Origin of the sequence: Klebsiella sp. DY2415 (assembly GCF_026314315.1) — a bacterium.
Classification (GTDB): Bacteria; Pseudomonadota; Gammaproteobacteria; order Enterobacterales; family Enterobacteriaceae; genus Klebsiella; species Klebsiella ornithinolytica.
Genome location: NZ_CP111115.1, coordinates 284,166 through 309,143, shown reverse-complemented (window position 1 = coordinate 309,143; position 24,978 = coordinate 284,166). Strand labels below are relative to the sequence as shown.

The window sequence follows — 24,978 nt, the reverse complement described above, 5'->3', positions numbered from 1 at the left end:
GCCGCTCATTTAACGATCTCGTTATGGCGAGGCTCCTGCACAAATACAAGTTACCGCCCTGCTGGTATCGAGAGAGACCACTCAGGGAAATACAGGCATCCATCGAATCAAGGTGTTGCCAAGGTAACTTCTGACGGCGTTCATGCCGGACAGATACGTTGTGCAGTGCTAAAACCAGGACGTAGGGATCTGCCTGTGCTCATCCTGTCTTGTTCGCCCCTATGAGTGATTTTTTATAGGGAATTACACCATGTCTTCAATGCAACACTGCGCCGCGCACCTGGCCACTTCCGCCTTCGACGGCGATGCGATCGCCCAGTACATGCGTACCGATTTTATCACTCTGCCCGAGCACCTCAGCGTCTATGAAGCGCGGGAGCTCTTTGTCTCGCAACTCACCAGCGATGATATTCCGGGCCAGGTCTTTGTGGTGGCCGGAAAGAAGCTGCGCGGCAGTTTATCCATTAAAAAGCTGCTTCAGGAGAGCGATACGGCGCAATCCATTCGCTATCTGATGGACAGCTGCCTGTTCCGCGTGAAACCCGATGATGAGCGTCAGGAGGTGGTCGCCGAACTGAGCGAACGCGGACTCGACCTGGTGCCGGTGGTTGAAAAAGGTGAGCTGGTTGGCTGCCTGATGGAGAAAGAGATTGCCCATCTGCTGGAGGACGACGTCACCGAAGATGTGCATCGCCAGGGCGCAACGCTCCCGCTGGAGAAGCCCTATCTGGAGATCAGCCCGTGGACGCTGTGGAAGAAACGTTCGGTGTGGTTATTGCTGCTGTTCGTGGCAGAAGCCTACACCAGCAGCGTCATTCAACATTTTGAAGAGGCGCTGGAATCCGCCATTGCGCTGGCCTTCTTTATTCCGTTGCTGATCGGCACCGGCGGTAACAGCGGTACGCAGATCACCTCCACGCTGGTCCGTTCCATGGCGCTCGGGGAAGTACGCCTGCGCGATATGGGCCGGGTGATTCGTAAAGAGATGACGACGTCGCTGCTGATTGCCCTCACTCTCGGTCTGGCGGGCTGCCTGCGCGCCTGGATGATGGGCATCGGCATGGAGATCACTCTGATTGTCAGCCTGACGCTGGTCTGCATTACGCTGTGGAGCGCGGTGGTCTCGTCAGTGATCCCTCTGACGCTTAAACGCGTGGGCATCGACCCGGCGGTCGTTTCCGCGCCGTTTATCGCCACGCTGATTGATGGCACCGGGCTGATTATCTACTTCAAAATCGCCCAGCACTTTCTTGGTCTGAACTGATAAACCGAGGGCAGCTTCCCGTAGCAGAGAAGCTGCCCCTGTCTTACGCTTCTACCAGCGCCTGGGCGCAGGCCCAGGCAGAAGACCATGCCCACTGGAAGTTGTACCCTCCCAGCCAGCCGGTCACATCCATCACTTCACCGATAAAATAGAGCCCCGGCGCCTTGCGTGCTTCCATGGTCCGCGACGACAGTTCGTGCGTATCTACGCCGCCGAGGGTCACCTCCGCCGTACGGTAGCCTTCGGTGCCGTTGGGCTGCACGCGCCAGGCGGTCAGCGTCTCCACCAGCATTTCCTGCTCGCGCACGTTGAGCTGTTTTAGCGTGACGTCCGGAATTTGCCCCAGCTGCTGCAGGCACTCCACCAGCCGCTTCGGCAGCTGCATAGCGAGGGTGTTTTTCAGGCTTTGATTCGGATGTTCGCTCCGCTGCTCGTTAAGGAAATCATCAAGATGGCAATCAGGCAGCAGGTTGATGGTGACAAACTCGCCCGGCTGCCAGTAGCTGGAAATCTGCAGTACCGCCGGCCCGGAGAGCCCGCGGTGGGTAAACAGCAGATTCTCGCGGAACACCGTGCCGTCCTGTGCGGTAATGGTTGATGGCACCGAAACGCCCGAGAGCACCTGCAGCTGCTCAAGCAGCGGTTTATGCAGAGTAAAGGGCACCAGCCCCGCACGGGTCGGCAGCACCTTGAGACCAAACTGCTCGGCAAGTTTATAGCCGAACGGCGATGCCCCCAGTCCGGGCATCGACAGGCCGCCGGAGGCGACCACCAGTTTTTTCGCCGCCACCTCGTCGCCATTAAGTTGCAGTCTGTAGCCTTCATCGTCGCGTTCTACGCTGATAATTTCGCTACGCAGGCGAATTTGCACGCCGCCCTTGTCACATTCCGCCAGCAGCAGGTTGACGATTTGCTCTGCGGAATCATCACAAAACAGCTGGCCGAGGGTCTTCTCATGCCAGGCAATACCGTGTTTGCCCACCAGTTCGATAAAATCCCACTGGGTATAACGCGCCAGCGCAGATTTGCAAAAATGCGGGTTCAGGCTGAGATAAGCGGCCGGCTCAATATACATATTGGTAAAGTTGCAGCGACCGCCGCCGGACATCAGGATTTTACGGCCTGGCTTTTTGCCATTATCCAGCAACAGCACGCGCAGCCCCGCCTGGCCCGCCTGCGCTGCACAAAACATTCCCGCCGCTCCGGCGCCAATTACAATGGCATCAAACCTTTCCACACAACTTTCCTCATATCCCGATTGTCGGGAATTGTAAATTTTTCACGCTGGTCGCACCAGCACGAAAATCGATGTATTCATGTACATCATTGAAAGATATAGGATTACTCTCAAGCAGGTAAAATCCAGACAGGAAGAAAATCAAAAAAAGTCTATATTTCACTTTGCCCGCGCCGCTAAAGTCACTGATAATGCGCCGCGTTCATGTCCTCAAAATGGCGTAACGTCCTATGCTACATTTATTTGCCGGTCTGGATTTACATACCGGGCTATTACTATTGCTTGCTTTAGCTTTCGTGCTGTTTTACGAAGCGATTAACGGTTTTCATGATACCGCAAACGCTGTTGCTACTGTGATTTACACACGCGCAATGCGGTCACAACTTGCGGTTGCGATGGCGGCCCTCTTCAACTTCTTCGGCGTTCTGTTGGGTGGTCTCAGCGTCGCTTATGCCATCGTGCATATGCTGCCGACCGACCTGCTGCTTAACATGGGTTCCGCACATGGCCTCGCCATGGTGTTCTCTATGCTGCTGGCAGCGATTATCTGGAACCTCGGTACCTGGTATTTTGGCCTTCCGGCCTCCAGCTCGCACACGCTGATCGGCGCTATCATCGGTATTGGTTTAACCAATGCGCTGATGACCGGCACGTCCGTGGTCGACGCGTTGAATATCCCGAAAGTCATCGGTATTTTTGGCTCACTTATCATCTCACCGATTGTTGGTCTGGTGGTCGCTGGCGGCCTGATTTTCATTTTGCGTCGTTACTGGAGCGGTACCAAAAAACGCGCCCGTATTCACCTGACGCCTGCAGAACGTGAAAAGAAAGACGGTAAGAAAAAGCCGCCGTTCTGGACCCGTATTGCCCTGATTCTGTCCGCCATTGGCGTATCGTTCTCGCACGGTGCTAACGACGGCCAGAAAGGCATTGGTCTGGTCATGCTGGTGCTGATCGGCGTGGCGCCGGCTGGTTTCGTGGTTAACATGAATGCCTCCGGCTATGAAATAACCCGGACCCGCGATGCGGTGAACAACGTGGAAACCTTCTTCGAACAGCGCCCTGAGCTGTTGAAAAAGGCCACCGGCGTTGACCAGCTGATTCCGTCTCCGGAGGCCGGGACGGCCGCCAGCGGCGGTGAGTTCCATTGTCATCCGGCGAATACCATCAACGCGCTGAATCGCGTGAAGACGGCGCTGACCGGTATTGAAAGCTACGACTCGCTCTCCATTGATCAGCGTAGTCAGCTGCGTCGCATCATGCTGTGCATTTCCGACACCACCGATAAAGTCGCGAAGTTACCGGAAGTGAATGCTGACGATCAGCGCCTGCTGAAGAAACTGAAAACCGATATGCTGAGCACCATCGAGTACGCGCCAATCTGGATCATTATGGCCGTGGCGCTGGCGCTGGGTATCGGCACGATGATCGGCTGGCGTCGCGTGGCGACCACTATCGGTGAAAAGATCGGTAAGAAAGGTATGACCTACGCACAAGGTATGTCTGCCCAGATGACCGCGGCGGTTTCGATTGGTCTGGCGAGTTACACCGGTATGCCGGTTTCCACCACCCACGTGCTCTCCTCCTCCGTAGCGGGGACGATGCTCGTCGATGGCGGCGGCCTGCAGAGAAAGACCGTCACCAGTATTCTGATGGCGTGGGTGCTTACTCTCCCGGCGGCGATTCTGCTGTCCGGCGGGCTGTACTGGATAGCGCTGAAGATTATCTAAGAAGCTGAAAGCGACAAAAAAGCGGGTCAGGAAACTGACCCGCTTTTTTTATGTCCGTTGTTTTACTTAATCTTTTTCTGGCATGAGGAAAATCTGAACATTTTTTGTTCAAAAAACATGGAGGAAAAAAAATATCATCCCGGCCAGGATAAAATACCTCACAGCGGAGAATGTATGGCTTCTGTCCCCATCCCAGGACCTGGTTCAATCGTTATAGCGGGCAATATGCGTGAAGCACGCCGTCAAGGAGTGTCACGTAATATGGCTACCCCATCAACGTACTACTGGTTTTATCAAAAAGTCAGAAATGGCGGCCCGTGGGATGATAAAAAATTCGACCCATATTTCGCCGCGTTCGGTAATTTCAATTTTGGGGCTACCGGCACCGCCGCAGGTATTCCTGCAAACATCCTTCTTATGGGCGCAGGTTGGGCGCAGGATCGTGCGGGAACCTCAAAACCCGAATGGGGGAAATGGTATGAAAAACCTCCCTATGGAGATGACCCTACGGATCAGCGCAATATCAGAGAAGGGATAGATTATGCCATTCAGAACGGCTATTAGATGGATCCATCGGCTTGTTACGCTGGCACTTCTGGCCCTGATCGTCGGATTTGTGTGGCTCAACCACCATCCCGATCCGCGAAAGAGCGATGAGCTCCAGCGTGTTTATAAATTGTCTGACGGCGTTTGGCTCTATATGACCGTTAACAACCGAGGTGGCGCAACGGTGCCTACAATCTATCGTTACTATCTGTCGCATGAGATAGCAGGGGACAATACAGAAATTATCCAGCAGCTTACGCAGAAGAGCCCGGTGATTGAGGGGACAGGGAGTCTTACGAGTGCCGGCATAGATAAAAACGGGGAAGTGAACCTCTCTTACAGCGGGAAGGTTATCTCACTCCAGGACAATATCTCAGACCTCAGATTCTCAGTTAAGCCCTGACCCCGATGCAAAGAAGGCGAGACTCGCCTCGCCTTTCTTATGCTCAGTGCCAAATCATCAATGCGATCAGACTCACCACCACCAGACCACACAGGGCGCTGGTCAGAATAAACTGCCGCCGTACCCGCTCGCAGCGACGAATAAACTCATCATCGTGATGATCGCGATAACGTTGGGCATAAATGTACCAGACCAGGCGCACCTGTTTGCCCGGCTGCCCATGCGAAGTAAAAAAACCTCCGCCATCAACATATTGATAAAGCAAGGGATCGCAACCACGTAGCACAACCAATAATGCACGCAATGATGAGAAGTAGCGTGCCATATTCACCACACAAACGATACACAGGGCCCAAAACAGCGCAATAGTGCTGATCATACGTCCTCCCCGGCGACCCGCCCTCGGAGACATCTCCGGAGCTAGCGCTTCCCAATACCCAACCCAACATACAATATGAGAGTGCGATTCCGATCACGTTTATTTATCCGATCGGCTCATTAAATAGTGTAGGAGATCAGTCAATTTTTTTACCACAAGGTTAATCGTTATCAATACGTAAGATGAATATATTTGTTTAACTTTTGGTGAACCAGGTGCATTGACGGAGCGCGAGGGGCGCTATAAGGTAGAAATATCTTCTACAATTAAGTCCTTAAAGGGCTGAACCCCCGCGGATTAGCACGCAGGACGCGGGCGAAGCGGCAGCACCAGCTGTCTGGTCCAATGGTCATCGACAACTTATGGAAGGAGTAACACTATGGCTTACAAACATATTCTTATTGCAGTAGACCTCTCCCCGGAAAGCAAGGTTCTGGTAGAGAAAGCCGTTTCTATGGCGCGTCCTTATAATGCCAAAGTCTCTCTGATTCACGTGGATGTTAATTACTCTGACCTGTACACCGGTCTGATCGATGTCAACCTGGGCGACATGCAGAAACGGATTTCCGAAGAGACGCACCACGCGCTGAGCGAGCTGTCTACCAATGCGGGCTATCCGATTACCGAAACCCTGAGCGGCAGCGGCGATCTCGGCCAGGTGCTGGTTGATGCAATTAAAAAATACGATATGGACCTGGTGGTCTGCGGTCACCATCAGGATTTCTGGAGCAAGCTGATGTCTTCCGCACGTCAGCTCATCAACACCGTTCACGTCGATATGCTGATTGTGCCGCTGCGCGATGAAGAAGACGAATAACCGTTCGCGCGGTTAACCATCAGAATGCCAGCGCCCGCCTTTGCGGGCGTTGTCGTTTTTTACGAAGGGCCTATTTGCCTGCGTCCATTGGCCGATGCAAATATAACTAACCCGCCTTTACCGCCAGGATATCAAACCGAATATTTATTAACGATTAGTGTGATCAACCAATTATTAGAAAAATAATCTATATAATAATCTACTCCCAAAGCCAATAGCCGCATCATTGCGCTTCATCATACTTTTTCAGCGCGTTCTGGCATACGCGTTCATACTTTTTTGGGATTGCACTACAAGGCGAAGGAATATGAAAACTACTGCACCTACGGGGCTGTTGCAGCAACCTCGTCCGTTCTTCATGATTTTTTTTGTGGAATTATGGGAGCGATTTGGTTATTACGGCGTCCAGGGGATCCTGGCGGTCTTTTTTGTTAAACAACTTGGATTTTCTCAGGAACAAGCGTTTATTACCTTTGGCGCCTTTGCCGCGCTGGTTTATGGGCTGATCTCCATCGGCGGCTATGTTGGCGACCACCTGCTCGGCACCAAACGCACGCTGGTTCTTGGGGCCGTGGTGCTGGCGCTGGGCTACTTCATGACCGGGCTGTCGCTACTTAAACCCGACCTGATTTTTATCGCCCTCGGGACGATTGCCGTCGGTAACGGGCTATTTAAAGCCAATCCCGCCAGCCTGCTGTCAAAGTGCTATCCACCCAAAGATGCCCGTCTCGACGGCGCATTCACCCTGTTTTATATGTCGATTAATATCGGCTCGCTGCTGTCGCTCTCTCTGGCGCCGGTGATCGCGGAAAAATTTGGCTATGCCGTAACCTATAACCTGTGCGGCGTAGGGCTGATTATCGCCCTGCTGGTCTATTTCGCCTGCCGTGGAATGGTGAAAGATATCGGTTCAGAGCCGGATCATCGGCCGCTTGTTGTGCGCAACCTGCTGTACGTGCTGGTCGGCACGGTGGCAATGGTGTTCCTTTGCGCCTGGCTGATGCATAACGTCAAAATCGCTAACCTGGTGCTGATTGTCCTCTCTGTCATCGTGATTATTTTCTTCTTCCGCGAAGCCTTCAGACTGGATAAAACCGGGCGCAACAAAATGTTTGTCGCCTTTATCCTGATGCTGGAAGCGGTGCTGTTCTACATTCTGTACGCGCAGATGCCGACATCGCTAAACTTCTTCGCCATCAATAACGTTCACCACGAGATCCTCGGCATGACCATTAACCCGGTCAGCTTCCAGGCCCTGAACCCGTTCTGGGTGGTGGTGGCCAGTCCGGTGCTGGCGGCGATTTATACCCGCCTTGGCAACAAAGGCAAAGACCTCACCATGCCGATGAAATTTACCCTCGGCATGTTTTTATGTTCGCTGGGCTTCCTGACCGCCGCCGCCGCGGGAATCTGGTTTGCCGATGCTCAGGGGCTGACGTCGCCGTGGTTTATCGTGCTGGTTTATCTGTTCCAGAGTCTGGGAGAGCTGCTGATCAGCGCGCTGGGGCTGGCAATGGTCGCCGCGCTGGTGCCGCAGCATCTGATGGGCTTTATTCTGGGCATGTGGTTTCTGACTCAGGCAGCCGCCTTCCTGATGGGGGGATACGTCGCCACCTTCACCGCCGTACCGGACAATATCACCGACCCGCTGCAAACCCTGCCGGTTTATACCGGCGTGTTTAGCAAGATTGGTCTGGTGACGCTGGGTGTGACCCTGGTGATGGCGATGCTGGTACCGTGGCTCAACCGGATGATTAATACGCCGTCGAGCGACAAATAATAACCTGCTTAACCTCAGCGGCGGGTGTCGCTGAGGTTACCCTTTCCGCGCGGCAATCCAGTCCCGCACTTCTATGACAAACTCGTCCGGCGCTTTGCGATACATCTTACGCGCCAGGTCCAGAATAGTATGTTGCCCTAGCGCCTCTTCCATCCGCTGCTGCGCCATATCCATCACCGATCGCACGCCGCAGATCCCTTCGCAGGCCCATTCCGGCGGCTGTGCGTCAAACACCGCCAGCCGCTGGCGAATTTCACGACATTCAAAGATACGCTTATCACCATCGATGGCGTTGACCACATCCAGGACCGTTATCTGTTCGGCGGGTTTTGCCAGCTGAAACCCGCCGCCCTTACCCTCAATGCTGCGCACCAGACCGGCTTTAGACAGGCGGGTGAAGATTTTGGCCAGATAGTCGTAGGGCACGCTTTGCAGATCGGCAATTTCCCGCACGCTCATCTCGCGGGCATCACCTTTGCTATCCACCATACACATCAGGCTATGGATGCCGTATTCAACTCCGGAACTGTAAAATGCCATGCTCTAATCTCAGCCAAAAAGAATCTGAGTTATTGTAGCTTTTTCGCCCAAACCGTGCCAGAAGGATAAAATAACAAGTTAAGATGAAAAATTTAAACTTGTTTTTTATCAATACGATGAATGCAAATAAAGGGATAAAACCCAGACCGCAGCACAAATCACATTACAAACCAATACTACGACAAATAAAATCCGAGTAAAGATATCGTCGTTAACAATGAGTGAAACCATCATGCGTAAACAAATTCTGGTTGTCGGTGCCGGCTTTTCGGGAATGTGGGCTGCGCTTAGCGCCGCCCGCCTGGCCGATCAATATCAACATCAGGCCGTGGATATCACCGTCATTGCGCCGCAGCCAGAGCTGCGCGTGCGTCCCCGCTTCTATGAGAAAGCGGTACCAACGCTGGTTGCGCCGCTGCAACCTTTGTTTGATGCTACCGGCGTGCACTTCCTGCGCGGCACCGTTTCACAGCTCCTTCCGGCCAGCAAAGCCGTCGTCTGGACGGATACCAACGGTGAAACACAGCAGAAGCGCTACGACCGGTTAATCCTGGCCAGCGGCAGCCATGTGAACCGTTCGTTAGTGGCCGGCGCCGATGCTTATGCCTTCGATCTCGACCAGCTGGAGAGCGCCAGCGTTCTGGAACAGCACCTGCAATCACTGGCTCACGAAGCCGATAGCGAGCCACGCAATACCGTTGTTGTCTGCGGCGGTGGCTTCACCGGCATTGAGATGGCCATGGAGTTACCCGGCAGGCTGCGCGAGATTCTGGGTGAGAATGCTAAGACCAGAGTAGTCGTAGTTGAACGCGGTCCGCTGCCGGGATCGCGTTACAGCGAAGCGCTACGCGACGTTATCGTCCAGGCCTCCGCAGAGCTCGGTGTTGAATGGCGGGTCAATGCTGAAGTTGAGCGGATTGATGCCGATGGCGTCATGCTTAAAGACGGGCAGAAGATCGCATCCCGCACCGTTATCTGGACAGTTGGCGTGCAGGCAAACGGCCTGACGGCACAAATTGAAGCGCCTCGCGATCGCCTGGGTCGTCTGCATGTGAACACGGCGCTTCAGGTGGTCGGCTATGACGATATCTATGCCACCGGCGACGTGGCCTACGCGGCGACCGATGACAAGGGAAACCATGCGTTAATGACCTGTCAGCACGCTATTTTGCTGGGTAAATTTGCCGGTAACAACGCAGCGGCAAGCCTGCTGGATGTCGCGCCGTTGCCGTATCGCCAGGAAAACTACGTCACCTGCCTCGATCTCGGCGCCTGGGGTGCAGTCTATACCGAAGGGTGGGATCAGCAGGTGAAGCTGACCCGGGAGGAAGCGAAAAAGCTGAAGGTGTCGATCGTCAGCGAGCTTATCTATCCGCCGAAGGCTGAGAAAGCGGTAGCCTTTGAGATTGCTGACCCGCTGGCGCCGTTTGTCTGAACCCAGGAAACGCCCCGGTTGCGCTGCGCTTACCGGAGCGATGAACGATCGCCCGGATATAGGCAGGTATGCCGCCATCCGGGGGAACGATGGTGACTGAAGCGTTACTCGGGCGTCCCGGCGTAAATATCGAAGCGGTGGCCTTTGGTGACCACCGCGTTCGGCGTGGCGACATCCGCCAGCGGCGGGGCGTAATCCGGACGTTTCACCACCACCCGTTTGGTCGCCAGCTGACGCGCTGGCTCCAGCAGTCCGTCAGCATCCAGATCCGGCCCCACCAGCGACTGAAATACGCGCATCTCTTTCTTCACCAGCGCGCTTTTCTGCTTATGCGGGAACATCGGGTCAAGATAGACCACCTGCGGGCGTGGCGTAATGTCCGTCAGCGCCGTCAGGCTGGAGGCGTGAATCAGCTGTAAACGCTCCCGAAGCCACGGGCCGATTTCCGGGTCAGCGTAGCCACGAGCCAGCCCGTCATCAAGCAGGGCCGCCACTACCGGGTTACGTTCCAGCATGCGCACCCGGCAGCCCACCGAGGCCAGCACGAAGGCATCGCGACCCAGTCCTGCCGTCGCATCCACCACATCCGGCAAATAGTCGCCTTTAACGCCCACCGCTTTCGCCACCGCCTCGCCGCGACCGCCGCCAAATTTACGTCGGTGGGCCATCGCCCCGCCGACGAAATCAACGAAGATCCCGCCGAGCTTTGGCTCATCGCGTTTACGCAGCTCCAGATGTTCGCGGGTCATAACCAGCGCCATCAGGTTGTCATCATCCTGCGTCAGGCCCCAGCGAGCGGCAAGAACAGATAAGGCGCCGTCTCCGGCGCCCGTTTCATCAATTAAGCAGATTTTCACGTCCACTTTACCCTAAAGAATGCGCGTTGCATCAAGACAACAAAAGAACGAATCCCTGGCCACGCACAGAGTATGCGGCCAGGGCGAGTGAGTGCCGTTGCCAAAGAGGCAGCCTGAGGAATGACGGGGAAATTAGCCCTTAATCCCGTAATGCTCCAGCATCGCGTCGAGCTGCGGTTCGCGTCCACGGAAGCGTTTGAACAGCACCATCGGCTCTTCGGAACCGCCGCGGCTCAGGATGTTATCGAGGAACGACTGGCCGGTTTCACGGTTGAAAATCCCCTCTTCTTCAAAGCGCGAGAAAGCATCCGCCGCCAGGACATCGGCCCACAGATAGCTGTAATAGCCTGCCGCATAGCCCCCGGCAAAAATATGGCTGAAGGCATGTGGGAAACGACCCCAGGACGGCCCTGGCACCACGGCGACCTGCTTTTTGATTTCCGCCAGCGTTTCGAGGATTTTCGCCCCTTGCTCCGGTTGGTACTCCGCATGCAGACGGAAGTCGAACAGGCCGAACTCCAGCTGACGCAGAATGAACAGCGCGGCCTGATAGTTTTTCGCCGCCAGCATTTTTTCCAGCAGCGCCTGCGGCAGCGGTTCACCGGTTTCATAGTGGCCGGAGATAAATGCCAGCGCTTCCGGCTCCCAGCACCAGTTTTCCATAAACTGGCTCGGCAGCTCGACCGCATCCCACGGCACCCCGCTGATGCCGGAGACGCCGGCGGTATCGATACGGGTCAGCATATGGTGCAGACCGTGACCAAACTCGTGGAACAGCGTGATCACTTCATCGTGAGTAAACAGCGCCGGTTTGCCGTTCACCGGGCGGTTAAAGTTGCAGGTCAGGTAGGCCACCGGCTTTTGCAACGAGCCGTCGAGTTTGCGCATCTGCCCGACGCAGTCATCCATCCACGCCCCGCCGCGTTTGTGCTCGCGAGCATACAGATCGAGATAGAAGCTGCCGCGCAGTTCGTTGTTCTCATCATACAGCTCGAAGAAACGCACTTCCGGGTGCCAGACATCCACATCGGTACGCTCTTTGGCGCTAATCCCGTAAATGCGGTTCACCACTTCAAACAGGCCGTTAACGGCTTTGTTTTCCGGGAAATAGGGGCGCAGCTGCTCATCGCTGATGCTGTAGAGATGCTGCTTCTGTTTTTCACTGTAGTACGCGATATCCCACGGCTGCAGCTCGTCGACGCCGAACTCCGCTTTTGCGAAGGCGCGCAGCTGAGCCAGCTCTTTCTCGCCCTGCGGACGAGCGCGTTTCGCCAGGTCGGTCAGGAAGTCGAGCACCTGCTGCGGGTTCTCCGCCATTTTGGTCGACAGCGATTTGGAGGCATAGCTGTCAAAGCCCAGCAGCTGGGCCAGCTCGTGGCGCAGCGCGAGAATTTCTGCCATCACCGGGCTGTTGTCCCATTTGCCGGCATTCGGCCCCTGGTCCGACGCGCGGGTGGAGTAGGCGCGATACAGCTCTTCACGCAGCCCCTGATTGTCGCAGTAGGTCATCACCGGCAGATAGCTCGGAATATCCAGCGTCAGCAGATAGCCTTCCTGCTCTTTCGCCTGGGCCTGAGCCTGGGCTGCCGCCAGCGCGCTTTCCGGCATCCCGGACAGCTCAGCGACGTCAGTGACCAGCTTGCTCCAGCCCATGGTGGCGTCGAGCACGTTGTTGCTGTACTGGTTGCCGAGCTCAGACAGGCGTGCGGCAATCTCGCCGTAGCGTTTCTGCTGCTCTTTCGCCAGGCCAATCCCCGACAGTTCAAAATCGCGCAGCGCGTTATCCACCGCTTTTTTCTGCGCGGTGTTCAGCGTGGCGTAATGGTCACCGTCGCGCAGATCGCGATAGGCTTGATACAACCCTTCATGTTGACCGACCCAGGTGCTGTATTCCGACAACAGCGGCAGCGTTTGTTCATAGGCTTCGCGCAGCTCGGGGCTGTTCTTGACCGAGTTCAGATGACTGACCGGCGAGAAGATGCGTCCCAGCACATCATCCACTTCAGCCAGCGGCTGGCAGAGCGTTTCCCAGCTGTACGGCGCGCCTTGCGCGACCACGCTTTCTACCGCGGCCCGACAGTCGTCCAGCGCTTTGGTAACCGCAGGGACGACGTGTTCCGGCTTGATCGCAGAAAAAGGCGGCAATGAAAAAGGCGTCAATAATGGATTGGTCATATGCGCAGTCCTGTTGAAAAGGGTGAATGAAGCGCGCGTTCCGGCGCTTTAGCATGAGATCTAGAATGGGGGATCGTGACGGGAATTTCAATGTCACACCGTGCCAGACGCCGGGTATTGCTGCAATAAGTGGGCGTTATTGGCGCAGGCAGTTTGACCCCGCACAGCGCGGAGAAACCGGAGCTTACGCCTGGTACATGAGGATTTGATTCGCTTCGCTCACCCTTCGGGTCACCCTGAGGGGCGTTCAAAGATATATCGTTATGAGCACCGCCCGGCTTCAAACTGACAAGCACAAGAGTGCTGATAAGACAGATCCTCAGTGGTTGCCTGACTGGCGCCGGTTTTCCCCGGCTATGTGGGCCGGGGATATGGTCATCCGACAAACCGGACGGGGTGGATTAATGTGCTTTCAGCGCCATCTGATATGCCGCCGGCAGATTCACCCGCTGCCAGAACTGCTGGTCGGCGGTCTCGCCCGACAGCGGATAGCCCGCCGGAAGCGCGGTTTTCACCATCAGCGCCCGGCGCTGGGCGGCGGACAGATGAGGTAGCGCGGTCTCCAGCAGAACCTCTGCCCCTTCCGGCACCGTCAGCGCTGATTTTGCCCCCTTCTGCTGCGGCAGGTTGTAGGTCATGGTGAACGCGTAAAATGCGTTCATCGCCGGATCGCGGTACGGGTCGTCTTTTCCGGCCGGCTTCGCGCACTCGGCCAGTGAAGTCGCGCACTCTTTTTCCAGCGCCGTTCGCAGCTGATCGCGCGCTTCATTGAACAGCGCACGATACTTCGCGTCGTTGAGGTAATGCGCGACGTTACGCTGCGCCACCATCCGCGACCCCATCACATCCAGCGGGTAATGGACGCCAAGCACAATGCGGGAATAGCCGTAGCGCGCGCCGCGAGTCACCAGCGCATCAAAGCGCTCCGGGATCATTTCAGCCATCAGCAGCGCATCGGTGTAACCGGTGTTGGTGTGTCCGCTGGGGAAGGAACCTCCGTCAGCGGTGTAAGGCTGGTTGTCCTTTATCACCACATCGTCCGGCACCAGATGAATGGTATTGCCCTGAATCAGGAACGGTCGCGGGTTGTTATAATGCTTTTTCGCCGCCCCCGTACTGACTTCACTGGCCTTAATCAGCGCCGCGGCTTTACCCAGCTCGCCTTTGTCGTAGGCCGTGAGGAAGGCTTTGCCGAGCCGCGGGCCCAGCGCATCGCTGAGGAAATAGAGATAGCTAATCCCTTCCGCATCCGCCAGCGCCTGATGGCGGGTAGCCTGCGTTGCATCGCGGTTGATCGCGGTCACCGTCGCCAGGTTATCCTTCACCACCGAATCCGGGAGCTTGCTGAAGGCGGCCAGCAGCGCGATACCCGCCTGCTGATTCGCTTTCTCCTCAAAATCGTAGCCGCTGGCCTTCAGCCAGGCCTTATCCGCCTGGGTTTTACTCTGTTTTGCGTGCGCGAGCTGGCCGCGGCTGAGCGTGGCGGCATCGCCCTTCAGCGCAGCGCGCAGCTGCGTCAGCGCCTGACCTTCGAGACCGTCAAACGCCGGGCTGGCCGCCGCTGGCGTCACGCTACCGGCGATCGCCGCCGCCTGGTTCAGCGGAACCTCTTTCGCCAGAGCCGGCAGCGCCAGGATTAACGCTGAGGTCAGGAGTGTGATTTGCAATTTCATTATTTTTCCTTTTATTCAAACAATTACCTTGCCTTCACGCGACGCTAGCGCTGATATTTGACGTTTTTATGACGCGGTCATGTTTTGCAACGCTTTTGACCTCATTGAAACAGCGCGGTGCTACAGCGGTAATCTGTACGGATCTGCGGTAAACTATCGGTCATCTTGTTTAATTCCCGGAATCTCTGCATCCATGCTCAGTTATCGCCACAGCTTTCACGCAGGCAACCACGCCGACGTCCTTAAACACACCGTTCAGAGTTTGATCATTGAATCGCTGAAAGAGAAAGAAAAACCGTTTCTCTATCTGGACACTCACGCCGGCGCGGGCCGCTATCAGCTGAGCGGCGAGCACGCCGAACGTACGGGTGAATACCTGGAAGGCATTTCCCGTATCTGGCAGCAGGACGACCTGCCGGCCGAGATGGAAGCCTACATTTCCGTCATCCAGCATTTCAACCGTAGCGGCCAACTGCGCTACTACCCGGGTTCTCCGCTGATCGCTCGCCAGCTGCTGCGCGAGCAGGACAGCCTGCACATGACCGAACTGCACCCGAGCGATTTTCCGCTGCTGCGTTCGGAATTTCAAAAAGATGCCCGTGCCCGCGTGGAAAAAGCCGATGGCTACCTGCAGCTGAAAGCGAAGCTGCCGCCGGTATCCCGTCGCGGCCTGATTCTTATCGATCCGCCGTACGAGATTAAAAGCGACTACCAGGCGGTCGTGGCCGGTATCCACGAAGGTTACAAACGCTTTGCCACCGGCACCTATGCGCTGTGGTATCCGGTGGTACTGCGCGCGCAGATTAAGCGCATGATCAGAGATCTGGAAGCGACCGGCATTCGCAAAATCATGCAGATTGAACTTGCCGTGCGTCCGGACAGCGATCAGCGCGGCATGACCGCTTCCGGGATGATCGTCATTAACCCACCGTGGAAGCTGGAACAGCAGATGAACAACGTCCTGCCGTGGCTGCATAAGAAGCTCTCGCCGACCGGCATCGGACATGCCACCGTCGGCTGGATCGTACCGGAGTAATCACAGCCATCGGTGGAACCTTTTACGCCTCGCGCTACAATCGCGGTCATTCAACGATTAAGGGCCTACCAGGATAGGTCTTCTAAGGATACAGGCTATGAGCAAACATTATGATTACATCGCTATCGGCGGCGGCAGCGGCGGCATCGCCTCCATCAACCGTGCGGCAATGTATGGCCAGAAGTGCGCGCTGATTGAAGCTAAAGATCTGGGCGGCACCTGCGTCAACGTCGGCTGCGTACCGAAGAAAATCATGTGGCATGCGGCGCAGATTCGCGAAGCGATTCATCTGTATGGCCCGGACTACGGTTTCGATACCACGATTAATCACTTCGACTGGGACAAACTGGTAGCCAGCCGCAGCGCATATATCGACCGTATCCACACCTCCTATGACAACGTGTTAGGCAAAAATAAGGTGGATGTCATCAAAGGCTTCGCCCGTTTTGTGGATGCCAAAACCGTGGAAGTGAATGGCGAAACGATCACCGCCGATCATATCCTGATCGCCACCGGCGGCCGTCCGAGCCATCCGTCTATTCCGGGCGTTGAGTATGGCATCGACTCTAACGGCTTCTTCGAGCTGCCGGCCCTGCCGAAGCGCGTCGCGGTGGTGGGCGCAGGCTATATTGCCGTTGAGCTGGCTGGCGTCATTAACGGCCTCGGCGCCGAAACGCACCTGTTCGTGCGTAAACATGCGCCGCTGCGCAGCTTCGATCCGCTGATCGTTGATACCCTGGTCGAAGTGATGAACACCGAAGGGCCGCAGCTGCACACTCACGCCATTCCGCAAGCGGTAGTGAAAAACGCGGACGGCAGCCTGACGCTTCAGCTGGAAGATGGCCGGAGTCAGACCGTGGATTGCCTGATCTGGGCCATTGGTCGTGAGCCGGAGACCGATAATTTCAACCTCGCAGCCGCTGGCGTAAAAACCAACGACAAAGGCTATATCGTGGTGGATAAATTCCAGAACACCAACGTGCCGGGGATCTATGCCGTGGGTGATAACACCGGGGCGGTGGAGCTGACGCCGGTCGCGGTAGCCGCGGGCCGTCGCCTGTCCGAACGCCTGTTCAACAACAAGCCGGAAGAGCATCTGGATTACAGCAATATCCCAACCGTGGTCTTCAGCCATCCGCCGATCGGCACCGTCGGTTTAACCGAGCCGCAGGCGCGAGAGCAGTATGGCGATGACGCCGTGAAGGTCTATAAATCGTCCTTTACCGCGATGTATACCGCCGTGACTTCGCACCGCCAGCCGTGTCGCATGAAGCTGGTATGCGTCGGCCCGGAAGAGAAGATTGTCGGCATTCACGGTATCGGCTTCGGCATGGATGAAATGCTGCAGGGATTTGCAGTGGCGCTGAAAATGGGCGCAACCAAGAAGGACTTCGACAATACCGTGGCGATTCACCCGACCGCCGCGGAAGAGTTCGTGACCATGCGTTAATCTCTTCAGCCCCGTGTTCTCACGGGGCTTTTTTTATGCGCTCATCGCCTGCCGTATAGGACGATTTTGCGACCTGATTTTGCAAAATCGCCTGCCCGATGTAGTTACTCCAGTTAAAGCTGTTTTGCAGCACCACCACCGCATTCTGATTAGCCTTATCAAAACCGATATAGCTGGAATAGCCGCCGATATAGCCCACCTGATAGGTGATTCTTTGCCCGCCGAGCGTATCGGTCACCCAGGCGATATTGGCCGCCTCTTTTTCCCGTGGATAGTAATCAACGCTGACGTCGGCAAAAGCCTTATCCAGCGCGGCATGATGGGTCGGAGAAAAATGAGCGCGGGCATATTCAATCAGGTCGCGGGCGTTACTGTACAGACTTGCCGCGCCCACCATGTTGTTGCTGAACTGCCAGTCAGGAGTCAGCGCGCCGCGAGGTTTAAACCTGGGCTGATCGCCCGCATGGCCGAGCGCCCGCCGGGAAAAACCGCGCAGCGTTTGCGGCCGATAGCTGGTACTTTGCATCGCCAGCGGCTGAAAAATCTTTCGCCACGCCAGACTTTCTATCGACTCCCCGGTCTGATAGGTGAGGAGGTAACCCAGAATCGCGTAGCCAAGATTGGAGTATTTCGGCTCGCGGGTGAGCGGCGCGTCAAAGGTGCTCAGGTAGCCCAGCACGTTGTCGCTATCGAGCTCGTGATAGAAGTTTTCACCATCGCTCAGATAGACCAGCAAATGTTCAAGCGACAGCAGGTTCATCGGCTGACGCGGCAGACCCGACGTGTGCGTCACCAGTTGCAGCAGCGTGATTTTCTTTGCATCGTCGCTAAGCGGTGTCCCCGGCGGAAGCAGCGTGAGTAGCGTGTCGTCCCAGTGCAGCCGCCCTTCGTTGACCAGTAACGCGATCGCTTCAGCGGTGGTTCCTTTGCTCAGGGAACCCAGCGCAAAGAGCGTATCCGGGGTGATGGGGTAGCGGTTTTTGGCATCGGTCACACCGTAGCAGTGAAACTCCGCCGGGCCATTACGCTGGATGATCGCCACCACCACGCCGCTGACCTGTTTCTGCTGCATATAACGGCCGACAAGGGTATCGATGGGCAACGCACGGCCATTTTGCCCGACCAGCGCGGTTGCCTCAGAGGGGGCGCTCATTTGCGAGAGCGTTCCGGAGCATCCTACAAGCAGCAGTGACGCCAATAGCACAGGGCTCAACTGCCTGTTCAAACCATACCTTCCTGCCGTACTGAAACCAACGAGGGGAATTAAAGACGCCGGGATCGTAGCGACTGTCAACGATCATTGCAAAGCGAACAGGCTGAAATGATCGGCGCAATGATGCCAGCCTGGCCGTCTTTTCCTGTGTCCTCAGGCGGTACCATTATTGCCATGGCGCATAAACGCCGGTCGCTGATTAAGCGTCATATACCAGCGCTCTACCGCCGGCAGCTCCGGATGGGCAAAAGGCGTCATTTTCCAGCGGTGTACCGACAGACCCAGTACGATGTCCGCCAGCGTAAACTGAGGGCCGGCGATCCATGCGCCGGTGCGCTGCAGCTGTGATTCCACGATCTGCACGCAGCGGGTCCAGGCCGCAATGCTCTCCTTTATCGCCACCGGATCCTGAAAACGCGGGTCTTTACGCACCAGCCCCATAAAGGCATAGCGCCAGGCATTGTTAAACTCCGTGGCCTGCCAGTCCATCCAGCGCTCGACATCCGCTGCGCCCTGAGGCGTAACCGGTAGCAAATCCTCACGCCCGGTTTTGCGCGTCAAATAGCGACAGATGCTGTTTGACTCCCACAGCACAAAATCATCATCAAGCAGCACCGGCACCAGGCCGTTTGGGTTCAGGGCGCGAAATTCGGCGGTATCGACCGGCTGGAAACCGCTGCCGTAATCCTCCTGCTGATAAGTCAGACCGACTTCATCGCAGGTCCATAGCACTTTACGAACGTTAATTGATGAGCGTTTGCCCAGTATTTTTAGCATCGTGACATCCTTAAGCGAAGGAACGTGACTTCCACCCTACTCTATCCGGCGACAAAGAGGCAGCCTGCCGGATAATGTGTATAGTTGATTTCAGCCTTTTTTGCCGACACAGGGAACCCGCCATGCTGACTCCGTTTACTGTTTTCACTCCGGGCAATATTCGTTTTGGCCGAGGTCTTGCCGGGAGCGCTGCCCCCTGGCTGGCCCAGCGTACCGCGAAGGTGCTGCTGGTCCACGGCGCCAGCCCGCAGCGGGCCGGTTTTTTACTCGCCGGGCTGCACGCCCATCATCTTGACGTGACTACGCTATCCGTTGCCCATGAGCCCTGCCTGGAAGATATCGAACAGGGAGTGCATCTGGCGCGGGAACACGGCATCGGGGCGGTGGTCAGCCTCGGCGGCGGCGCGGTTATCGACGCTGGAAAAGCGATTGCCGCGCTGGTGCCGGCCTCGGCTCCGGTGATGGAATATCTGGAAGTCGTGGGCAACGGGCGGCTATTAGAAGGGCCTCCGCTGCCGTTTGTCGCTATCCCGACTACCGCCGGTACCGGCGCTGAGGTCACGAAAAATGCGGTGATTAACGTCACGCAGCAGCAGCGAAAAGTCAGCCTGCGCGACGATCGTATGCTGCCGGACCTGGCCATCGTCGACCCGGCGCTGACCGATAACGCCCCGCGCGCGGTAACGCTCGGCTCCGGCCTTGACGCGATTACCCAGCTCATTGAGCCCTGGCTTTGTACCCGCGCCAATCCTTTTAGCGATGCACTTTGCCTGGCTGCTATTCCGCGCGGAATCAAAGCGCTCCGCACGTTGATGGAAAAAGAGTGCCCGGACAGCCGCGATGAGATGGCCTGTGTTAGCCTGTGCGGCGGACTGGCGCTGGCCAATGCCGGTCTTGGCGTCATTCATGGACTTGCCGGCCCGCTGGGGGGACTGAGCAATGCTTCCCACGGCGCACTCTGCGGCAGCCTGCTGCCTTACGGCCTGGCGCTCAATGAGTCGCAGATCAGCAACAGGGCTATCCGCGGGCGCTTTGACCAGGTCCGCCAGTGGCTGGCCGACGGGCTGGACGTCGAGCCGGAGACCGCCTGGGATAGCCTGCGCGAATGGAGCCGCGGCGCCGGACTGGGGAATCTACGCGAACTGGGCGTACCGCACGAGGCCCTGGAGTCTGCGGCGCTGGCAGCCAGCAGCTCCTCATCAATGAAAGCGAATCCGGTGCAGCTGGATAGCGAGCAGTTGCTGGAGATGCTGGAAGCGGCGTGGGAGTGAGGTCAGGTCTTATCCGGCATAATTAGATTTTGTTGCAAATCGATTGCTCCGAATTTCCGTTTTCAACTCGTGGAAATTTAATTTAAAAAATCAATAAATTAACAACATCCCTGCGTCAGTACATCGCTAAAAATCGTGACCTGACGCACAGTTTTCTTCCGGACACCGAAGCGAATGACTAAGCTTAATAGTCAGGCCGGGAGAGGCCCGGCGCCCTGAACTGACGCGAACCGGAGGTCCGTATCACTATGTCCAGCCAGACACTACGCAACGATAATGGCGATGAACCGAAGATCGGGCGCGATCTGTGCTATGAAGCCGATCCGTATGAGTTAAAACTGGATGAAATGTTCGATGCCGAACCGGAGCCGGAGATCATCGAAGGCCTGCCGGCCTCTGATGCCCTGACGCCCGCCGACCGCTATCTGGAACTCTTTACGCATGTGCAGAAATCACGCATCTTTGCCGACAGCAAAACCTTCCCCGACTGCGCGCCAAAGCAAGACCCGCTGGATATCTTGATCCACTATCGGCGGGTGAAGCACCAGCCTGGATTCGACCTGCGCCAGTTTGTTGAAGAGCACTTCTGGATGCCGGACAACCGCACTGACGACTACGTGTCAGATCCCCGGCGATCGCTGAAAGAGCATATCGATCACCTCTGGCCGGTTCTCACCCGCGAGCCGCAGGATCATATTCCCTGGTCATCGCTGCTGGCGCTGCCGCAGTCGTATATCGTGCCCGGCGGGCGCTTTAGCGAAACCTACTACTGGGACTCCTACTTTACTATGCTGGGGCTGGCGGAAAGTGGCCGCGAAGACCTGCTGAAATGTATGGCGGACAACTTCGCGTGGATGATTGAGACCTACGGCCATATTCCTAACGGTAACCGCACCTACTATCTCAGCCGCTCGCAGCCGCCGGTGTTTGCCCTGATGGTAGAGCTGTTTGAAGAGGATGGCGTGCGCGGCGCGCGGCGCTACCTCGATCATCTGAAGCTGGAGTACCAGTTCTGGATGGACGGCGCGGATTCATTAATTCCCAATCAGGCCTATCGCCACACGGTACGTATGCCGGACGGGTCGTTACTCAATCGCTACTGGGACGACCGCGATACGCCGCGGGATGAATCGTGGCGGGAAGATGTGGAAACGGCAAGACACTCGGGCCGCCCGGCCAACGAAGTCTACCGGGACCTGCGCGCCGGTGCGGCCTCCGGCTGGGACTATTCCAGCCGCTGGCTGCGTGATATCACCCGGCTGGCGAGCATCCGTACCACCCAGTTTATTCCGATCGATTTAAACGCCTTTTTATTCAAACTGGAAAACACCATCGCCAATCTTTCCGGCCTGAAAGGCGACCGGGAAACGGAAGCGGCTTTTCGCCAGAAGGCCAGCGATCGCCGGTCAGCGGTAAACCGCTATTTATGGGATGAAGAGGGCGGTTGTTTTCGTGATTACGACTGGCGACGCGAACAGCAGGCGCTCTTCTCCGCCGCCAGCATCGTAGCGCTGTATGTCGGCATGGCCACGCACCAACAGGCAGAACGGCTCGCCGATGCGGTACGCGCTCGTCTGCTGACCCCCGGCGGCATCATGGCCACCGAATATGACAGCGGCGAACAATGGGATAAGCCCAACGGCTGGGCGCCGCTACAGTGGATGGCGATCCAAGGCTTTAAACTGTACGGCCAGGACCCGCTCGGCGACGAAATTGCCCACAGCTGGCTGCAAACGGTGAACCATTTCTACAAGCAGCACCATAAGCTGATTGAGAAGTACCACATCGCCGGCGGTGTTGCCCACGAAGGCGGTGGCGGTGAATACCCGTTACAGGATGGCTTCGGCTGGACCAACGGCGTGGTGCGCCGGCTGATAGGGCTGTACGGCGAACCCTTATAACCAGGTGCTGTTCCGACAATTCATGTCCTGCTATGGTCATAGCATCTCATTCCGCAGGAATTGTTTTCATGACCGAATTGCTTACGCCACGGCTGCACTGTTCACAGCTGAAGCAGGAGGACTGGTCTTTTTTTCTCGCTCTGCAGAGAGATCCGCAGGTGATGCTTTATATAGCCGATTCACGTCCGCTGTCTGAAATACGCGAGGCCTTCGATTCGCGTATTTCACCGTGGTCGCCAGGGGCAAAACAGTGGCTGTGCCTGGTCGTGCGCGACAGGGAAACCCGCATACCGCTGGGTCTGACCGGCTACCTGCACCATGAAGGCGGCTGCGCCGAAGTGGGCTTTTTATTTACCCCGGCCGCGCAGGGGCGCGGCTATGGTTATGAGTCCCTGCGTGCGCTCTGTGATTTTGCCTTCAGCGCCGGAGGCGTACGTCGGCTGACCGCCACGGTCACCGCCGGAAATATAGCCTCGCGAAATCTGCTGCAGAAAACCGGTTTCCTGCAGGAGGGTGAGCTGCGCGAATGCTACTGGCTGAACGGACGCTGGCATAATGACTGGCTGTTTGGCCTGCTGCGTCGCGATTATCACACGCTGAAGATATAAGCTGAACGCGGCGCCTCTCCGCAGACGGAGAGGCGATTACGATTACAGGAACATGCCGCCGGAAACTTCCACGCGCTGCGCGTTCATCCATCTCAGGTCATCGCTCAACAATGCCGCGATCGCATCGCCGATGTCATCTGGCAGCCCTACCCGACCCAGCGCCGTTTGCGCCGCAATATGCTGATTAACCTGAGCATTATCCCGTACCACCCCACCACCAAAATCGGTTTCTATCGCTCCTGGCGCGATAATATTAACGGAAATCCCGCGCCCTCCCAGCTCCTTGGCCTGGTAGCGCGTCAGCACCTCCATCGCCCCTTTCATCGCCGCATAGGCGGCATAGCCCGGCAGCGCGAAGCGGGCCAGCCCGCTCGACACGTTGAGGATACGTCCCTTATCCGCCAGCAGCGGCAGCAGGCGCTGGGTCAGGAAGAACGGTCCTTTAAACTGGATATTCATCAGCTCATCAAATTGTGCTTCGCTGGTCTCTGCAAAGGGGACGTTTAAACCGATCCCGGCATTGTTTAATAAATAATCAAAGGTATCGCGCTGCCAGCGCTGTTGCAGCAGCTGAGCCACATTCTGAGCGAAAGTGTCAAAGCTCGCCGTATCACCGACGTTCAATGCCAATGCCGCGGCTTTCACCCCTTTTTGCTCAATTTCATCCACGACGTCCTGGGCAGCCTGCGGGTTGCTATGCCAGGTGAGAATAATATCGGTTCCCTTCTCTGCCAGCTTCAGCGCTGCATTTTTTCCCAGTCCACGGCTGCCGCCGGTCACTAAAGCGATACGTTGTGTCATCAGAAAACCCCTTCTCAGTTGCGTTTGTCTGGTGAAAGAGCTTATTAGCTGCCAGCGAAACAATAAATGCGCTAAATTACGTTTTACTGTTCCAGTATTAACAACAATAGGGTTTCGGTATGGATAAAATTCACGCAATGCAGCTGTTCATCCGCGTCGCGGAGCTGGAGAGTTTTTCCCGCGCCGCCGAAACCTTAAGCCTGCCTAAAGGGAGCGTCTCGCGCCAGATTCAGGCGCTGGAAAACCATCTGGGGGTGCGCCTGCTGCACCGCACTACGCGCCGGGTTCAGCTCACCCAGGACGGGATGGTCTATTACGAACGCGCCAGAGATCTGCTCAGCAATCTCGATGAGCTGGACGGCATGTTTCAGCACGATCCGGCCACCATCAGCGGCCGCCTGCGGGTGGATATGCCGGTCGGGCTGGCCAGGAAACTGATCATTCCGCGCCTGCCGGCTTTTTTACAGCAGTACCCGGGGATTGAACTGGAGCTGAGCAGTAGCGACCGGCTGGTGGATGTGATTCGCGAGGGATTTGACTGCGTGGTGCGCGTCGGCACGCTGAAAGACTCCGGCCTGATCGCCCGTCCGCTGGGTAAGCTGACGCAAATTAACTGCGCCAGCCCGCAGTATTTATCACGCTTCGGCTACCCGACCACGCTCGACGATCTGGCCGGTCATGCCCTGATCCACTATGCCAGCACCCCCGGCGCCCGGCCGCTGGGGTTTGAGGTGATGAGCGATGGCGTCGTCCAGTGGGTGAAAACCGGCGGCACGCTTACCGTCAACAGTACGGAAACCTATCAAGCCGCCTGCCTGGCCGGACTGGGGATTATCCAGGTTCCACGTACCGGCGTCCGCGAAGCGCTGCGCACCGGCGAGCTGATTGACATCCTGCCGCAGTATCGCGCGGAACCGCTGCCGGTATCGTTAATCTATCCGCACCGACGCAACCTTTCCCGCCGGGTACATCTGTTTATGGAGTGGCTGGGGAGCGTGATGAAAGAGTACGTCGATTAGGCGACGCCGCCCTTTATCCGCCGGGTCCCAGGCTGTCGTGCGGACGCTTCACAGGTCGATGAAGGA

General features: G+C 56.7%; 22 protein-coding genes and 1 riboswitch. Of the genes, 13 read left to right on the top strand and 9 right to left on the bottom strand.

The genetic code is table 11. The features are described 5' to 3' along the window. Nucleotides 1-10: 10 nt before the first annotated feature. Nucleotides 11-194: riboswitch (M-box (ykoK) riboswitch) on the top strand. A gap of 56 nt (nt 195-250) precedes the next feature. Continuing rightward, nucleotides 251-1,264, top strand: coding sequence for a magnesium transporter (locus OQV00_RS01385; RefSeq protein ID WP_004868661.1), 1,014 nt, complete (start codon nt 251-253; stop codon nt 1,262-1,264). 43 nt (nt 1,265-1,307) lie between these two features. Here OQV00_RS01385 and OQV00_RS01380 read toward each other — a convergent pair whose 3' ends face one another. Further along, on the bottom strand, nt 1,308-2,501 hold the full coding sequence (locus OQV00_RS01380) for a BaiN/RdsA family NAD(P)/FAD-dependent oxidoreductase (protein ID WP_104895401.1): 1,194 nt from the start codon (nt 2,499-2,501) through the stop codon (nt 1,308-1,310). A gap of 230 nt (nt 2,502-2,731) precedes the next feature. Here OQV00_RS01380 and pitA point away from each other — a divergent pair, with 230 nt between their 5' ends. The 3 genes from pitA (at nt 2,732) to OQV00_RS01365 (ending at nt 5,180) form a co-directional block, all read left to right on the top strand. Further along, complete coding sequence (gene pitA / locus OQV00_RS01375; RefSeq protein WP_004868665.1) at nt 2,732-4,231, top strand: inorganic phosphate transporter PitA; 1,500 nt, start codon at nt 2,732-2,734, stop codon at nt 4,229-4,231. Nucleotides 4,232-4,492: 261 nt separating this feature from the next. After that, nucleotides 4,493-4,795, top strand: a complete 303-nt coding sequence (locus OQV00_RS01370) for a polymorphic toxin type 44 domain-containing protein (protein WP_080888776.1) — start codon at nt 4,493-4,495, stop codon at nt 4,793-4,795. Next, the gene (locus OQV00_RS01365) at nt 4,773-5,180 is read left to right on the top strand and encodes a hypothetical protein (RefSeq protein ID WP_015585569.1); all 408 of its coding nucleotides are present in this window, start codon (nt 4,773-4,775) and stop codon (nt 5,178-5,180) included. The genes OQV00_RS01370 and OQV00_RS01365 overlap by 23 nt, the downstream gene beginning before the upstream one ends. Before the next feature lie 43 nt (nt 5,181-5,223). Here the strand turns inward: OQV00_RS01365 and uspB are convergent, their stop codons facing one another. Then, complete coding sequence (gene uspB / locus OQV00_RS01360; protein ID WP_004868671.1) at nt 5,224-5,559, bottom strand: universal stress protein UspB; 336 nt, start codon at nt 5,557-5,559, stop codon at nt 5,224-5,226. 379 nt (nt 5,560-5,938) lie between these two features. On the opposite strand from uspB, the gene uspA reads away from it, so the two are divergent. Together uspA and dtpB are read left to right on the top strand one after the other, a co-directional pair. Then, on the top strand, nt 5,939-6,376 hold the full coding sequence (gene uspA / locus OQV00_RS01355) for a universal stress protein UspA (RefSeq protein WP_004126268.1): 438 nt from the start codon (nt 5,939-5,941) through the stop codon (nt 6,374-6,376). A 307-nt stretch (nt 6,377-6,683) separates the two neighbouring features. Then, the gene (dtpB, locus tag OQV00_RS01350) at nt 6,684-8,156 is read left to right on the top strand and encodes a dipeptide/tripeptide permease DtpB (RefSeq protein ID WP_004868674.1); all 1,473 of its coding nucleotides are present in this window, start codon (nt 6,684-6,686) and stop codon (nt 8,154-8,156) included. Between the two features lie 36 nt (nt 8,157-8,192). Here dtpB and OQV00_RS01345 read toward each other — a convergent pair whose 3' ends face one another. Further along, nucleotides 8,193-8,696: an RrF2 family transcriptional regulator gene (locus OQV00_RS01345; RefSeq protein ID WP_004868676.1), complete on the bottom strand. Its 504-nt coding sequence runs from the start codon at nt 8,694-8,696 to the stop codon at nt 8,193-8,195. Nucleotides 8,697-8,928: 232 nt separating this feature from the next. Here OQV00_RS01345 and OQV00_RS01340 point away from each other — a divergent pair, with 232 nt between their 5' ends. Beyond that, nucleotides 8,929-10,131, top strand: a complete 1,203-nt coding sequence (locus OQV00_RS01340; RefSeq protein ID WP_137056231.1) for an NAD(P)/FAD-dependent oxidoreductase — start codon at nt 8,929-8,931, stop codon at nt 10,129-10,131. 104 nt (nt 10,132-10,235) lie between these two features. Here OQV00_RS01340 and rsmJ read toward each other — a convergent pair whose 3' ends face one another. The 3 genes from rsmJ to OQV00_RS01325 all read right to left on the bottom strand — a co-directional run bounded on the left by rsmJ (nt 10,236) and on the right by OQV00_RS01325 (nt 14,836). After that, nucleotides 10,236-10,988, bottom strand: a complete 753-nt coding sequence (gene rsmJ / locus OQV00_RS01335; RefSeq protein WP_015585567.1) for a 16S rRNA (guanine(1516)-N(2))-methyltransferase RsmJ — start codon at nt 10,986-10,988, stop codon at nt 10,236-10,238. Between the two features lie 132 nt (nt 10,989-11,120). Continuing rightward, on the bottom strand, nt 11,121-13,163 hold the full coding sequence (gene prlC / locus OQV00_RS01330) for an oligopeptidase A (protein WP_004868682.1): 2,043 nt from the start codon (nt 13,161-13,163) through the stop codon (nt 11,121-11,123). Nucleotides 13,164-13,564: 401 nt separating this feature from the next. Then, a complete protein-coding gene (locus OQV00_RS01325) occupies nt 13,565-14,836 on the bottom strand; it encodes an acid phosphatase (RefSeq protein WP_100663197.1) in 1,272 nt (423 codons plus the stop codon). Between the two features lie 193 nt (nt 14,837-15,029). Here OQV00_RS01325 and OQV00_RS01320 point away from each other — a divergent pair, with 193 nt between their 5' ends. Further along, complete coding sequence (locus OQV00_RS01320; RefSeq protein ID WP_004868687.1) at nt 15,030-15,872, top strand: 23S rRNA (adenine(2030)-N(6))-methyltransferase RlmJ; 843 nt, start codon at nt 15,030-15,032, stop codon at nt 15,870-15,872. Nucleotides 15,873-15,969: 97 nt separating this feature from the next. Next, entirely contained in the window at nt 15,970-17,322 is a 1,353-nt protein-coding gene (gene gorA / locus OQV00_RS01315) for a glutathione-disulfide reductase (protein ID WP_004868688.1), read from the top strand. A 19-nt stretch (nt 17,323-17,341) separates the two neighbouring features. Here gorA and OQV00_RS01310 read toward each other — a convergent pair whose 3' ends face one another. Both OQV00_RS01310 and OQV00_RS01305 read right to left on the bottom strand, forming a co-directional pair. Further along, on the bottom strand, nt 17,342-18,475 hold the full coding sequence (locus OQV00_RS01310; RefSeq protein WP_004868690.1) for a serine hydrolase domain-containing protein: 1,134 nt from the start codon (nt 18,473-18,475) through the stop codon (nt 17,342-17,344). A gap of 213 nt (nt 18,476-18,688) precedes the next feature. Beyond that, nucleotides 18,689-19,312, bottom strand: a complete 624-nt coding sequence (locus OQV00_RS01305; RefSeq protein WP_004868692.1) for a glutathione S-transferase family protein — start codon at nt 19,310-19,312, stop codon at nt 18,689-18,691. Nucleotides 19,313-19,434: 122 nt separating this feature from the next. Here OQV00_RS01305 and OQV00_RS01300 point away from each other — a divergent pair, with 122 nt between their 5' ends. The 3 genes from OQV00_RS01300 to OQV00_RS01290 all read left to right on the top strand — a co-directional run bounded on the left by OQV00_RS01300 (nt 19,435) and on the right by OQV00_RS01290 (nt 23,092). Further along, nucleotides 19,435-20,583 (top strand): iron-containing alcohol dehydrogenase, encoded by a 1,149-nt coding sequence (locus tag OQV00_RS01300; RefSeq protein WP_266279719.1) that lies wholly within the window; start codon nt 19,435-19,437, stop codon nt 20,581-20,583. A 248-nt stretch (nt 20,584-20,831) separates the two neighbouring features. Further along, nucleotides 20,832-22,484 carry an alpha,alpha-trehalase gene (locus OQV00_RS01295; protein ID WP_004868695.1) on the top strand — a complete coding sequence of 551 codons (1,653 nt, stop codon included), beginning with the start codon at nt 20,832-20,834 and terminating at the stop codon, nt 22,482-22,484. A 68-nt stretch (nt 22,485-22,552) separates the two neighbouring features. Beyond that, entirely contained in the window at nt 22,553-23,092 is a 540-nt protein-coding gene (locus tag OQV00_RS01290; RefSeq protein WP_004868697.1) for a GNAT family N-acetyltransferase, read from the top strand. A gap of 42 nt (nt 23,093-23,134) precedes the next feature. Here the strand turns inward: OQV00_RS01290 and OQV00_RS01285 are convergent, their stop codons facing one another. After that, nucleotides 23,135-23,893 carry an SDR family NAD(P)-dependent oxidoreductase gene (locus OQV00_RS01285; RefSeq protein WP_004868698.1) on the bottom strand — a complete coding sequence of 253 codons (759 nt, stop codon included), beginning with the start codon at nt 23,891-23,893 and terminating at the stop codon, nt 23,135-23,137. Nucleotides 23,894-24,012: 119 nt separating this feature from the next. On the opposite strand from OQV00_RS01285, the gene OQV00_RS01280 reads away from it, so the two are divergent. Continuing rightward, entirely contained in the window at nt 24,013-24,912 is a 900-nt protein-coding gene (locus OQV00_RS01280; protein WP_004868701.1) for a LysR family transcriptional regulator, read from the top strand. Nucleotides 24,913-24,978: the final 66 nt, after the last annotated feature.